Origin of the sequence: Sorangium sp. So ce117 (genome assembly GCF_051524395.1) — a bacterium.
Taxonomy (GTDB): domain Bacteria; phylum Myxococcota_A; class Polyangia; order Polyangiales; family Polyangiaceae; genus Sorangium; species Sorangium cellulosum_B.
Genome location: NZ_CP150309.1, coordinates 11,131,846 through 11,145,077, shown reverse-complemented (window position 1 = coordinate 11,145,077; position 13,232 = coordinate 11,131,846). Strand labels below are relative to the sequence as shown.

9 protein-coding genes are annotated in these 13,232 nt (G+C 68.9%); 6 read left to right on the top strand and 3 right to left on the bottom strand.

Annotation, left to right across the window (positions count from 1 at the left end):
• Positions 1-207 precede the first annotated feature (207 nt).
• Genes WMF46_RS41810 through WMF46_RS41795 form a run of 4 tightly spaced genes read left to right on the top strand, consistent with a single transcriptional unit; the run spans position 208 to position 6,444 of the window.
• Entirely contained in the window at positions 208-2,187 is a 1,980-nt protein-coding gene (locus WMF46_RS41810; protein ID WP_437982342.1) for an alpha-amylase family glycosyl hydrolase, read from the top strand.
• Between the two features lie 39 nt (positions 2,188-2,226).
• Complete coding sequence (locus WMF46_RS41805; protein WP_437982341.1) at positions 2,227-3,306, top strand: ABC transporter ATP-binding protein; 1,080 nt, start codon at positions 2,227-2,229, stop codon at positions 3,304-3,306.
• Between the two features lie 7 nt (positions 3,307-3,313).
• A complete protein-coding gene (locus WMF46_RS41800; RefSeq protein WP_437982340.1) occupies positions 3,314-5,587 on the top strand; it encodes an extracellular solute-binding protein in 2,274 nt (757 codons plus the stop codon).
• Positions 5,584-6,444 carry a sugar ABC transporter permease gene (locus WMF46_RS41795; protein WP_437712264.1) on the top strand — a complete coding sequence of 287 codons (861 nt, stop codon included), beginning with the start codon at positions 5,584-5,586 and terminating at the stop codon, positions 6,442-6,444. The genes WMF46_RS41800 and WMF46_RS41795 overlap by 4 nt, the downstream gene beginning before the upstream one ends.
• Positions 6,445-6,481: 37 nt before the next feature.
• On the opposite strand, the gene WMF46_RS41790 is transcribed toward WMF46_RS41795, so the two are convergent.
• Positions 6,482-8,731, bottom strand: a complete 2,250-nt coding sequence (locus WMF46_RS41790; RefSeq protein ID WP_437982339.1) for a carboxypeptidase regulatory-like domain-containing protein — start codon at positions 8,729-8,731, stop codon at positions 6,482-6,484.
• 563 nt (positions 8,732-9,294) lie between these two features.
• Between WMF46_RS41790 and WMF46_RS41785 the strand changes: the two genes are divergently transcribed.
• Positions 9,295-9,909 carry a putative metal-binding motif-containing protein gene (locus WMF46_RS41785; RefSeq protein WP_437982338.1) on the top strand — a complete coding sequence of 205 codons (615 nt, stop codon included), beginning with the start codon at positions 9,295-9,297 and terminating at the stop codon, positions 9,907-9,909.
• Positions 9,910-9,923: 14 nt separating this feature from the next.
• A complete protein-coding gene (locus WMF46_RS41780) occupies positions 9,924-11,018 on the top strand; it encodes a hypothetical protein (protein ID WP_437982337.1) in 1,095 nt (364 codons plus the stop codon).
• 95 nt (positions 11,019-11,113) lie between these two features.
• On the opposite strand, the gene WMF46_RS41775 is transcribed toward WMF46_RS41780, so the two are convergent.
• Positions 11,114-12,055, bottom strand: a complete 942-nt coding sequence (locus WMF46_RS41775; RefSeq protein WP_437982336.1) for a hypothetical protein — start codon at positions 12,053-12,055, stop codon at positions 11,114-11,116.
• Positions 12,043-13,146 (bottom strand): hypothetical protein, encoded by a 1,104-nt coding sequence (locus WMF46_RS41770; protein ID WP_437982335.1) that lies wholly within the window; start codon positions 13,144-13,146, stop codon positions 12,043-12,045. The genes WMF46_RS41775 and WMF46_RS41770 overlap by 13 nt, the downstream gene beginning before the upstream one ends.
• Positions 13,147-13,232: the final 86 nt, after the last annotated feature.

The following is a 13,232-nucleotide window of genomic DNA, read 5'->3' as shown; positions in this document are numbered from 1 at the left end:
ATTGCGCTCCGCGGCTCGGAAGGCTCCTGCAGACACTACGGCTTTGCCTGACACTCCAGAAGCTCCTGCCGGAGCGCGCGGGCGGCCTGACCCGGACGCGCTCGCGCCGGCCGCGCCGCTGCCCATCGGGCTCATCCGTCGAGATGGGCTCTCGTCCGGCGCGTGTGTCGGCTCGCGTGGATGCGTGATGGCTCGACGCGCCGAGCTATGGTGATCACGATGGACCGGCGGCGATCGAGACTCTCCCTCTGGCGGACGGCGCGCGCGGCCGCCCTCGCGCGGGCGGCCGGGGCCGCCTCGCTCGCGCTCCTCGCGGCGGCGTGCGCCGAGCTCGACGAGGAGCCCGCGCGGTCGGCCTCGCTCCGCGCGCGCGCGGGCGTGGGCGACTGGCGGGAGGAGATCATCTATCAGGTGCTGATAGACCGCTTCGCCGACGGCGACGCGGGGAACAACCACCGGGTGTCCTCGGCGCCGGGCAGGTGGCACGGCGGCGACTGGAAGGGGCTCGAGGAGGGTCTGCCCTACCTCGAGGCGCTCGGCGTCACCGCGCTCTGGATCTCGCCGATCGTCAAGAACGTCGACACCGACGCCGGCGTCGACGGATACCACGGTTACTGGACGCAGGATTTCACCGAGCTGAACCCCCATTTCGGCGACCTCGCGTCGCTGCGCCGTCTCGTCGCGTCGGCCCACGATCTCGGCATGAGGGTCATCCTCGATATCGTGACGAACCACGTCGGCCAGCTGTTCTATTATGATATCAACGAGAATGGTCAGCCCGACGCGGACGTCCACGGCGGCGGCGAGGACGGGCGCCTCCAGCTCGAGGCCGTGAACGAGTACGATCCGGAGTTCGACCCCCGCGGCGTCCAGGCGCGGACGCCGCTCGGCAAGTCGGGTCCGGCGCCGATCGTCTTCCGCCACGAGCCCGCGACCAACCACCTCCCGCCGCAGCCCGAGCTCTTCCAGGACCCCGAGGTCTACAACCGCAAGGGGCGCATCCTCGATTTCGAGGATGTCGACCAGCTCGTGCACGGCGATCTCCCGGGCGGCCTTAAGGACATCGACACCTCCCGCTGCGACGTGAAGCGGGCGATGGTCGACGTGTTCGTGCGCTGGGTCGAGCTCACCGACATCGACGGGTTCCGCATCGACACGCTGAAGCACGTCGAGCACGCGTTCTGGCGCTATTTCACCCAGAACGTCCGGCTGCAGCTGGCGGCGATGGGCAAGACCGATTTCTTCATGTTCGGAGAGGCCTTCGACGGCAAGGACGACCTCGTCGGCAGCTTCACGAAGCACCAGGTCCCGGCCCATCCGCACGACGAAGCGCTCGGCGGCAATCTCGAGCGCGAGAACAGCGACGAGGCGGAGGGGGGCTGTCCGGGCGCCGCGCCGATCACGGGGGACTCTGTCGATTCCGTGCTGTATTTCCCCCAGCTCTATCGGGTCTTCCACGACGTCTTCCGGGACGCCCGGGCCACGCGGCGGATCGAGGAGCTCTGGGACGCGCGGGCGCTCAACTACGGCGCCGAGCCGAACGCGAACGGCATCGGCGTTCCGCCGCTGAAGGCGCTTGTCAACTTCATCGACAACCACGACGTCCCGCGCTTCCTCCATGTCGGCCCGGGCGCCTCGCCCTTCAAGGCCGATCCCGAGGCGGCGCTCAAGAATGCGCTCCTGTTCCTCTTCACGGAGGAAGGCATCCCTTGCCTGTACTACGGCACGGAGCAGGGCTTCAGCGGCGGCGACGATCCGGCGAACCGCGAAGATCTCTGGGAGAGCGGCTATGACACGGAGCGCCCGCTCTTCCGGTGGGTCCAGCGGCTCACGGCGCTGCGCAGGGGCTACCAGGCGCTCACCGTCGGCGAGCAGCGGGTGCGCTGGTCGACGGAGCGGACGGGCGAAGGGGACGAGGACGCAGGGATCTTCGCGTTCGAGCGGGGGGAGCCGGACGGCGACTATGCGCTCGTGGTGCTCAACACGCACCCCCGGAAGCAGAGCGCCACGAGCTTCAACGGGGCGGCGATGACCACGGGGCTGACGCGGGGGACCGTGCTCGTCGACGTGCTCTCGCCCGAAAAAAAGACATATAGGGCGGGCGCGAACGGCGCTGTCACCGTCAAGCTGCCTCCGGTGAGCGGGGCGCTGCTCATCCCGGAAGACCAGATCATCCATGGTCTCTGATCCTGCCTGGCACTCCTCCCTTCCAAGAGAGTCTCCAACATGGCGTCTGTCAAAGTGCGCGGACTCAACAAGCGATTCGGCCAGACCCACGTGCTGCGCGGCGTCTCGGTCGACGTGCCCGACGGCTCGTTCGCCGTCCTCGTGGGACCGAGCGGCTGTGGCAAGTCAACGCTGCTGAGGCTGCTCGCCGGGCTCGAGGAGGCAGACGACGGCACGATCGCGCTCGGCGACCGCGACGTCACGCGGCTGGAGCCGCGCGATCGCGACATCGCGATGGTGTTCCAGTCGTACGCCCTCTACCCGCACCTCACGGTGCGCGAGAACCTCGCCTTCGGCCTGAAGCTCCGGAAGACGCCGCCGGCCGAGATCGAGGCGCGCGTGAAGGAGGCGTCGGAGATGCTCGGGCTCGGCCCGCTCCTCGACCGGCACCCCCGGGCGCTCTCCGGCGGCCAGCGGCAGCGCGTGGCCATGGGCAGGGCCATCGTGCGGCGGGCGCAGCTCTTCCTGTTCGACGAGCCGCTCTCGAACCTCGACGCCGCCCTGCGCGCGCAGGTGCGGGTCGACATCCGCAAGCTGCACGACCGGCTCGGCGCGACCAGCGTCTACGTCACCCACGATCAGGTCGAGGCCATGACGCTCGCCGACGAGATCTTCGTGCTCAACAAGGGCGTCGTCGAGCAGTCGGGGCCGCCCCTCGAGGTCTTCGCCCGGCCTCGCACCCGGTTCGTGGCGAGCTTCCTCGGCAGCCCGGCCATGAACTTCGTCGAGGCGCGCCTGGAGAGCCGGGGCGGCCGGTGGGTCGCGGCCCAGGGCGACCTCACCATCGACATCGACGCGGCCGACTTCCCGGGCGCGCTCTCGTCCGGGCGGCAGGTGACGGTCGGCGTGCGCCCGCACGAGGTGGACCTCGCCCCGGGCGACGGCGGCGCCCCGTTCGAGGTGGCGATCGTCGAGGCCCTCGGGGCCGAGTCGTACGCGCACGGCACCGTCGCGGGGGCGCCGTTCGTGGCGCGCCTCGACCCGGCGGCGCGCGTCGCGAAGGGGGACACCGTGCGGGTCGCGCTCCGCCAGGTGCACCTCTTCGACGCGGACTCCGGGCTGAGCCTGCGAGAAGCGTGAGGCGACCGTGCCGAGCCGTCGCTGTCGTCTCGCGCTCGCTGCGCCCGCGCTGATCCTCCTCTTTCCCGCGCTCGCGGCCGCCGCGCCGATCCGGCTATGGCACGCCTACCGCGACGACGAGGCCAGGGCGCTCGACGCCATCGTCGCGGCCTTCGAGGGCGACGAGGTCGAGGTCCTCTCCGTCCCGTTCGACGCCTACGCATCGAAGCTCCAGGCCGCGATCCCCATGGGGGAGGGGCCCGACCTGTTCATCGACGCCCACGAGCGGCTCGGCGACTTCCGCGCGCGCGACCTCGTCACGCCCGTGGGCGACGCGCTCGAGCCGGGCGGCGAGGCCGTGTTCCAGGGCCCGGCGCTCGCCGCGGTCCGGCAGGGGGGCGAGATCCTCGGCCTGCCGATCAGCCAGAAGTGCGTGGCGCTCTACATGAACACCGCGCTCGTGAAGGAGGCCCCGGCGGCCCTCGAGGACATCGCGGCGCTGGCCGGCTCGCTCCCCGAGGGCGTGTACCCGCTCGCGTACGAGGCGTCGAACGCCTACGCGCACATGCCGATCCTCGCGGCGTTCGGCGGCGCGATGCTGGGCGAGGACGACCAGTTCGGCTTCGTCGGCCCGGGGCCCGAGCGCTCGCTCGAGCTCGTCCGCACGTTGATCCAGCGCCGGGTCGTCCCGGAGGACGCGAACGGCGCGCTGGTGACCGACCTGTTCAACGCGGGCCGCGCCGCGTTCGTGATCAGCGGGCCGTGGTTCGCGGGCGGCCTCGGGGAAGAGGCGCGGCGGCGCGCCCGCGTCGTCCCGCTCCCCAAGGTGCGCGAGACCGGCCTCCCGATGCGGCCGTTCCTGACCGTCGAGGCGGTGATGCTCTCGCCCCAGGGCGCGCGGCGCGCCGAGGCGCGGGCTCTCGCGCGCCACCTCGCGGGCGCCGCGGCCGCGGCCACGCGGCTCGAGGTCGCGCGCACGCCGCCGGTGCGGAGCGACGTGGCCGTCCCGGCCGGCGACGCCTTCATCGCGGCGTTCACCGAGCAGGCCAAGGCGGCCATCCCGATGCCGACCTCGCCGGCGATGCGCTCGACCTGGGAGCCGGCCACGCGCGCGATCCGCAAGGTGCTCCGGGGCGACGCGCCCCCCGACGTCGCGCTCTCCGAGGCCAAGCGCCGCTTCGACGACGTCCGCCGGCCGCTCCCGCCCCCCGCCTCGCCGGCGCCGCTCCTCGTCGCGCTCGGCGCCCTCGCGCTGCTGCTCGCTCTCCGGTGGGTCCGCGCCGCGAGGGGCGCGGCGCCCGGCACCGCCCGCTGGCGGTCGTTCCGGCGCGCGCTCGGGCGCTCGCTTCCTGCCTACAAGTACGTCGCGCACGCGGTCGTCGCGATCGGCGTGCTCGTGGTGATCCCGCTCGTCATCGGCGCGGCGACGTCGCTCTTCGCCGGCAGGGGCGAGGGCCTCCGGTACGTCGGCCTCGCCAACTTCATCAGCATCCTCACGGCCCGCGGCGGGCCGCTCTTCGCGAGCGGCTCGTTCTACCTCGTGCTCGCGGTGACCGTGCTCTGGACCGCGGTGAACCTCTGCCTCCACGTCGTCCTCGGCGTCTCGCTGGCGCTGCTCCTTCACCGCCCGACGCTGCGCCTCCGGGCGCTCTACCGGGTGCTCCTCATCGTGCCCTGGGCCGTGCCGAGCTACGTGACCGCGCTGTCCTGGAAGGGCATGTTCCACCGGCAGTTCGGGGCCGTCACCGGCCTCATCGAGGCGGTGAACTCCGCGCTCGGGACGAGCATCGAGCCCATCTCCTGGTTCTCGAGCTTCACGACGGCGTTCACGGCCAACGTGACGACCAACGTCTGGCTCGGGTTCCCGTTCATGATGGTGGTCACGCTGGGCGCGCTCACCGCCGTGCCGGAGGACGTGCTCGAGGCCGCCGAGGTCGACGGCGCCACGCGGTGGCAGCGCCTGCGGACAATCACGTTGCCCCTGATCAAGCCGGTGCTCGCGCCCGCGGTGACGCTGGGCGCGATCTGGACGTTCAACATGTTCAACGTCGTGTTCCTCGTGTCCGGCGGCGACCCGGACGGCACCACGGACATCCTCGTCTCCGAGGCGTACCGGTGGGCGTTCACCCGCGAGGCCCAGTACGGCTACGCGGCGGCGTACTCGGTGCTCATCTTCCTGCTCTTGACGCTCGCGACGCGCGACTGGCGCTTCCGGCGGCGGACGCCCGTCTCCGCCATCCCGCAGGGCGGGGCCGAGGCCGGATCGGCGCCCGTGCCGGCGGCGGCGACGGAGGTCGCGTGACGCGGAGGCCCTCTCCTGTCGAGTCGATCGCGGTGCACGCCGCGCTGGTCGCGGCGGTCGCGTTCGCGCTGTACCCGGTGCTCTGGGTCGCCTCGATCGCCTTCTCCGGGGCGCGCCCGCCGGTGCCGGAGGTGCTGCCCATCCCGAACCAGCCGACGCTCGAGCACATCGTGGCGGTGGTCACGACGTCGAAGAAGGTCGGCGGCGAGCCGATCTGGCTCTTCCCCCGCCAGCTCGCCAACTCGATCGTCGTCGCGCTCGCGACGGCGGCCGCCGGCGTCTCCGTCGCGGTCCCGGCGGCGTACGCGCTCGCGCGCTTCCGGTTCCTCGGCAAGGACCGCGGCCTGCGCGCGCTGCTCGCGACGCAGATGTTCCCCACGGTGGCGAGCGCGATCCCGCTGTACCTCCTGCTCGACGCGCTCGGCCTGCTCAACTCGCGGACCGGGCTCGTGCTCTGCTACGCGTCGACGGCGGTGCCGTTCTCGATCTTCCAGCTCCGGGCGGCGTTCGAGGCGATCCCGGTCGACCTGGAGGAGGCGGCGATGGTCGACGGGGCGACGCGCTTCCAGGCGTTCCTCCGGGTCGTGCTCCCGGCGGCGCGGCCGGCGATCGCCGTGACGGCGCTGTTCGCGATCATGACGGCGTACAACGAGTTCATCCTCGCGGCGACGCTGCTCGGCAAGGAGGAGATGTTCACGCTGCCGGTGGTGCTGCAGCGGTACATCGGCGAGTACGACGCGCAGTGGGAGCGGTTCGCGGCGGGGGCGCTCCTCGTGTCGCTGCCGGTCATGGCGGCGTTCTATGTGGTGCAGCGCCACCTGATCGCGGGGCTGACGACCGGCGGCGTGAAGGGGTGAGGGCCGGGCGCGGCGCGGTACGCCTTCGGCTGCCGCGCTACGGGAGCGCGTACTTGTCTCTCAGATACATGTTAACCGAGCTGCGATCAGCCTCCGAGAGCGCGGTGTCGTAGACGAGGATCTCGGCGAGGTCGCCCACCATGAAGTAGCTCGAGTACCATGCGCCGATCTGCCCGAGCACCCAGGGCCCCGTCGTTGAGAACGAGTGTGTCGAGATAAGGCCGCCATTCCGGTAGACCGTCATTGTCGAGCCGTCGTAGCGCGTCGATAGAGCGTGATAAGCGCGGGTGTCGCCGATCGTCGTCTTGATGATCGGCATGCTGTTGCCCAGCCCCACGAACAGCGCCTGACTTCCGTTTTCCCAGCGGAGTTGGTTGTTCGGAGTGCTCCCACCCGGGCCGAGGATGACGCTGAACTCCTCCGACGTTTTGCTGTTCTTCCCGACGATGAAGACCGTGAACCTGGCCGGCTGAATCGGGCTCGTGAGGCCGAGCGACTGTGCACCCTCGAACCGGACGACAGGCTTGCCATTGAGGGCGCCAGCGATCAGCGACGGCTGCCTTGAAGCGGCCGGCGTGCTCCCGTTGATCCCGTTGCCGCTCTGGTCCTCCCAGAGAGAGACCTTTCCGACGCTCGACGTGACCCCCGCGTCCGCGCGCAGCCAGAGCCTCATGCCGCTTGGGGGGGCCGGGCTGGATGCCGGCGTTGCGCTCGGATCGCATGCGCCGAGGTTGGCCACGGCCAGGGAGAGGTCCGCGTTGTCGATGTTGCCGTCGCCGTCGAGATCTCGTGGATCTTCCGGTCCGACTGGCAGGCCCATCGCGTTCCCGATGACCATCACATCGTTGGCCCAGTCAACGCAGTTGCTGCCATCGACGTCACCGGCGAGCAGGGTGACCAGGCCGAGCGTCGTCGTGCCTCCTGGAGCGGCTGAAACAGCGGCGTTCGTCGCGCCGACATAGCCGGACTTGCTGAACTTGATCGAGTAGGTGTCAGGCGGTACGCTCAGCGAGTACTGCCCCGCTGCGTCGGTGACCGCCGTGCCTACCAGGCGGCCCTCTTTCCATGCCTGTACCGCCGCTCCGCTGTGATTCGAACGGCCCTGCAATGAGACGGTGCCGCTGACGGTGCCCACCTGCGGTACACCGTTCACGGCCAGCCAGCTGTTGCACGCAGGGTAGTAGTTGGGACGCCTGCCGACAGGCGGAACACCGACACCTCCCCAGGGGGCTCCCGTGTTGACGACGGCGTAGAGCTGGTCCTTCGGGATGAAGACCTTGACGTCAGTGTTCGGAGGGAGGTTGTAGAGGACGTTTCCCTTCGTGGCGTCGTTCAAGACGACGTCTGCCACCCTGCGCCAAGGAGGCGGGACTTCGACCCTGGCCTGAACGAAGCCCTCCGGCTGCTCGTCCAGGTACGCGCTGTCCAGATTGAGCCGGATGCACGCGGGAGACGACGATTTGATATCGAAATTCCATGCGGAGAAGTGGGAAACCTGCGCAGTCGCCAATCCGTTGATGACGCTGCCTGTCCCCTCTTCGATCCAAAGACCGTTCTCGTAGTTGTAATACCACATCGGAATGTCGCCGAAGTAGGGGTTCTCTCGATCGACAACCATCGCGATGCTCGCCGTCTCGCCTGGCGCCAGATTGTATAGCCGTCCGCCTGAATCCGTGAATTCTGCGGAGAACGCCCCGACGCTCGACAATGTGACGATGTTGCCGCTCACGTCGACGCCGCTCATATCTCCTACCATCGCCTCTTCCCGCAGGTTGTAGGTGTGCATGTTCAGCGTCAGCGGCCCTGTGGCCGGGCGCCCGCTCTGGTCGACCAGCGCGCCGGCATCGATCGATATCCGGGTGCCCCTGCTGTCCGTCACCGCGATGGGACGTGTCGGATCGATAGGAAACACCTCTGCCTGACGCAGCTTGATCTCCATATCTAGCAGGCTCAGCCCGGTGTGGATGAGCGACGCTGACACGTGGTCGTGCTTGCTGGTGTGGATGACGTAACGATCGCTCCGGGGGGTGTAGAGTTCGAAGTACCCGCCGGCGTCCGTGCTCACGACAGAATCGTTCACCGAGACCGCCGCCCCGCCGAGCGGCGCGCCGTCCGGGCCGATGACCGTACCGGAGAAGAGCTCTCGCGGGCTCATCTCGGCCCTGGACTCCGCGGTCTGCTCGTCGCCGCTCTCCTCGCTGGGTGTCAAGGCGCAGCTAGCTGCCGCGCCGAGCGCCAGCGCGAAGACCAACGCGTGGCGAAGGGGCTCTCTCATGATCGAGTGCATGATCTATCTCCTGTGGTTCAGACGAACGGACGACGCCGTGACTGCCCTCTCACGGGTTGTCCGGGCGTCACCCTGACATGAGCCGCCTTCCTGACGAATACCCCGTTGGTGGTGCCCGTCGCGCGTACCACCCGGGTGGTATTCCGCCCGGTGGCGCATCGCGAGGATAGTGGGCACACGAGCAGCATGCGCCCCGCGGCGCTCCTCCTGGCCGCGTCGCGAGAGCGACGCTTCAGGGATCGTCGCGAGGACGAGCCGCCGTGTCCCCGGAGGCCGCGGACGTCGCGCGTCCGGCGGGCTCATCGCCGTCGAACCCAGCCGGCCTGGCGCTCACGGAGACCGATAATGTGCTGTGCGCCACCTCCGTTCCTCGCTAGGGCGGCTGCCCGGGGTACGTCGATGCTACCTTGGTGGTATTACGCGTAGCTTCATGCTGCCTGTATCGTCATCGCATGAGAACAATAGGCCTGATGGTTGCGCCCTGGTCGCCCCGAGCGGGCTCGTCTGGCGTTTTTTATCAAATTCAACGGCGTTGACGAGCGACGCAACGGAGGCTCATGACGATGGCGACTAGAGATGAAGACCAGCGGCGTGCCCATGACCTGCGGTGTTTGCTGTGCCTGTTCGTCGGATTGGCCGAGGCGGGGTGCGTCGAGGAGCTCGCGCGTGACGGAGCGAGCGCGGAGGTGACGTCCGACTCCGACGATGACGGCGTGTCGTTTCCGGCGGATTGCCACGACGGCGACCCCACCGTGCTCCCTGGCGCGGTCGAGGTGTGCGACGGCATCGACAACAACTGCGACGATGTGCGGGACGAGGGGTGCGATCTCGAGCCCACTGGCAGGTGGGCGGTATCACCACCCGTCGAGTTCGATTGTTCCTCCGTGCCAGGAGTCCTCGATTTCGATGTCATCTTCATCGAGGAGAGCGAGTCATACTTCACCTTCGGCTTTCAGGGCCCTCGCTACGGGGCCTCGACCCGGCTCTACGGCGCGCGAAGCGGCCTGGATTTCTCGGGGAGCATGAGCCAGGCCAACATAGGGTGTAGTTGGGACTACGAGGTCAGCGGCAGCTTTCTCGGACCTTATCAGTTCGAGGCGACTTTCTCCTTTATTCCGAGCGAGGGAGCTCCATGCGGGTGCACAGAACGACACTGGCGGCTCGCCGGGGCGCGCTGAGGCTCGGCCTCGGCATGCTCCTCGCTGCCGGGTGCGGAGGCGGCGACGACGAGGTGTGCTTCGACCGCAGCGGTGACGCTGTCGAGGTGCTCGAGCTCGTGACGGACGCGGTGCTGCTCGCGCCGAACGAGGGCGGATACGCCCTCGCCTGGACAACAGAGGAGGCCCTCTGGGTGCTTCAGCTGGACGCGACGGGCGCGCCCGTCGCCGAACCGGTGCCGCTCTCGAGCCCGCAGGGCAAGCTGCTCGACATCGAGCCTGCGGGCGGTGCGTACGGGCTGCTGTGGGTGGTCGACATGCCGTTCGGCGGAAGGCGGCTGCTTTTTGAGCTCGTCGATCCGCGTGGAGGTGCCTCGGCGTCGGTCGAGCTGGACCGTAACGAGACTCCCGATGTGGTTCACGGCGGAGATCTGGCGTGGACGGGCGAGCGGTTCGGCGTGATCTGGGGTATCGAGGAGGGCGTCGACGTGAATGCCTACTTTTCACTCGTTGACCCTGACGGCTCCCTCGAGCCCCCGGTCGCTGTGAGGGGGGCAGGGAGCTGGCTGGGGCTAGGAGCGCGGCTCGTCTGGAACGGTGAGAGCTTCGGCGCGGGTCAGGTGAGCACGGTCCCGGGGGCCCCCTGGAAGTCCCAGGAATTCACCGTATTCTCTTCGGACGGGATCCAGGCGGCGGACTCGATCATCGTCGACGAGGGCGAGGGCACCACGCCACCCAGGCCAGTCTGGACGGGTGAGGAGTGGATCCTGCCGGTCGGGACGGACGTGAAGTCGGACGGGTACGCCGGTGGCTTGCTCCTCGCGACGCGCCTTGGTCGCTACGCGCAGCCCATCGACCACCTCTCGCTGGTGGGAGACCTGGAGGAGCCCGTGTCCTCGGTGGGCGGCGCATGGTCGGCCTCCGGCGGGGTGATCGCATGGCTCAGCGCTGGCAAGGCCCACCTCACACCCATCGACGCATCGCTCACCGTGACGGGCTGCTCCGTGACGACCTCGGTCTCGCCAGAGGCCAGGATCCTCGATGTGGCGATGACCGGCAGCGAGTATCAAGTGCTCCTCGTCGATCCGGAGGCCATGACGTTATCCCGCTCCCGCGGCGCGCTGCCGTGAGCCGAATCGGCTGCGGCGACGCTGCCGCAGCCCTGGCGTTGCGTCCCGCTGCGTACGTGGGGGCGACGCAGGCGAGCCGGTCTCGCGAGCTTCCCTCAGAAACGCCAGACCAGACCGCCTGGACCGAGCCGCGGGGCCAGCGCCGTGGCTGGTTCGCTCAGCGCGACCGTGAAGGTGGTCCGGCTTGCGAGGATCAGGATAGCGCCCGTCAAGGGGATGAAGCCGGCCAGGGTGCTCACAGCGAGCCCCGTGACGAAGAGCTCGAGGTTGACGGGCTGTGGGCGCTCAGCGGTCAGCACACCGGCCGTGGACAGCGCGGCGCCGACGATCATGGGTGGAACGAACGTCCTCCAATCGAGCATCCGACTTCCCCACCTGTGGGCGGTGAAGCTGCCTGGGTCCACGCGCAAGGTCACCGGGGCAGACCAGTCGAGCAAATTGAAAGGAATGGAGTCCACGATTCCGTCGCCGCTCAGCACGAACTCATGCCCTCTGCTGCCATCCACGTCCAGATCGCACGGCGCTCTGCACTCGAACGCCCCGAGGGGTGGGCCGTACACCTGGGAGCCGGTGCTGAAGGTGCCGTTGTCGTGGACGCTCGTCTTATCACTGGGGGAGAGCCACGCCGTGTTCCCGAGCCAGCGGTACAGGCTCACCGCGGGCGCACCGGGGTCGAGTGACACGATGCGAACACGGACGAATCCCGGGCGCGCCGGCTGGTCTGGCCCAGGTCTCTGCTCCGGCCGCCGCGCTCGGACCGCATGCTTCCCAGGCTCGACGCGCTCGACGTCATCCCAAGGTACGGTCCTCTCCTCGTTGGTCCGGTACACGATCATCACGACGTGCTTGCCGGGCTCAATTTCGATGACGGTGCCGCGCAGCATACCACCGTGCTTCAGGATCACCTCGTCCTGCGCCGCGCTCGGGTCGGGAACGTCGGCGCGCGCTCCGGGGGCCGCCGAGAGCAGGTACAAGGCAAGTACGCAGGAGACAGGCGCGCAGCCCCGCGCGCGCGCGCGTGTGGTCAGAAGTGCCAAGTCAGTCCCTCCCGGGGCTCCCAGGAGGGAGCGAATCGCGCCGTCGATGCGCGGTGCGGTAAAGAGAACTCCGTGCTGCCAACCCTGTACAGTACGATGCCGGTCGCGAGTATCGCGGCGCCGGAGATGAGGAAGCTGAGTGAGATGACCTTTCCCGCCGTGGGCGCGTCGAAAGCGAACGCGAAGACGGTGACGGGGATGCCCACGCCTGTTGCTACCGATCCTCCGACGATGAGGCGAGGGCTCCAGGGGTACACGAAGATGTTCCCCGGCTTGACCGGGATGAGAATATCGCCGGTCGTGTTGACCAGCTGGAAACGATCAGAGGGCGGCGTCCAGTCTCCCTTGAAGAAATACTCCTGTCCCATCCGCGCGTCCACGGTCACGCCGCACGGCGTCTTGCAGATGAACTCACTGCCGTCGGTGAGCACCACCGTGTCCCTCAACCTGGGGATACTGGTGCGCAGGCTGCGGCGGAGCTGCATGGACTCATCCGGAGTGTCGATGTACACGCGGACGATGCCTGGCGTGCTGGGCTCGTGAGGTGGCGGTGGCGCGACGGACGCAACCGCCGTCTCGGGCGCGGCATGCTCTGCGATTTCAGTCGAATGCCGCTCGATCCGTTCGATCGCGGACGCGGGGATGCTTGTCGGCTCGCCGCTCGTCCCGTCGATAAGGACGACGCTCCGATCCGACTCCACGACGACGATGGTACCGCGAATGACCTCGCCGGTCTTCGTTGTCACGGTGTCATTGCTGACGGGCGACGCGCTCTCCAGTGCTTCCGACGCTCGGGGCACGCGTGAATCCGGAGCGTTTCCATCAGCAGGCGCGTCTGCGGGCGCGTCGTGCGTGGAGGGGCGTGTCTCGGGAGGCGCATCGGTGCGCTCCGCGCGCCCGCAAACGCCCGTCGTCGAGAGGAGCTCTGCGCCCTCGTCCTGACGCACGCGGATGACGGTGTTGCATCCGAGGCGCGCCGCGAGCATCTGCATGTGATGCTGCAAGATCTCGGGCTCGGCGTTCGCCAGTGTGCCAACGACCTGGATGAGGCCGATATCCGTGAAAGTTTCAGGTTCCTCATCTTCCTCCATCACGAGCCGGACCTTGCCCCCGTACGGCTCCGCGCGCTTTCCAGTGACCATCACGCTCCACGTGAGCTCGCTCCGGAGGGGCGTGT

Excerpts from the sequence above, each read along its gene's own strand:
- WMF46_RS41780 (WP_437982337.1), top strand. The coding sequence starts at position 9,924 with ATGCTCCTCGCTGCCGGGTGCGGAGGCGGCGACGACGAGGTGTGCTTC.
- WMF46_RS41785 (WP_437982338.1), top strand. The coding sequence starts at position 9,295 with ATGGCGACTAGAGATGAAGACCAGCGGCGTGCCCATGACCTGCGGTGT.
- WMF46_RS41810 (WP_437982342.1), top strand. The coding sequence starts at position 208 with ATGGTGATCACGATGGACCGGCGGCGATCGAGACTCTCCCTCTGGCGG.
- WMF46_RS41790 (WP_437982339.1), bottom strand. The coding sequence starts at position 8,731 with ATGCACTCGATCATGAGAGAGCCCCTTCGCCACGCGTTGGTCTTCGCG.
- WMF46_RS41805 (WP_437982341.1), top strand. The coding sequence starts at position 2,227 with ATGGCGTCTGTCAAAGTGCGCGGACTCAACAAGCGATTCGGCCAGACC.
- WMF46_RS41770 (WP_437982335.1), bottom strand. The coding sequence starts at position 13,146 with ATGGAGGAAGATGAGGAACCTGAAACTTTCACGGATATCGGCCTCATC.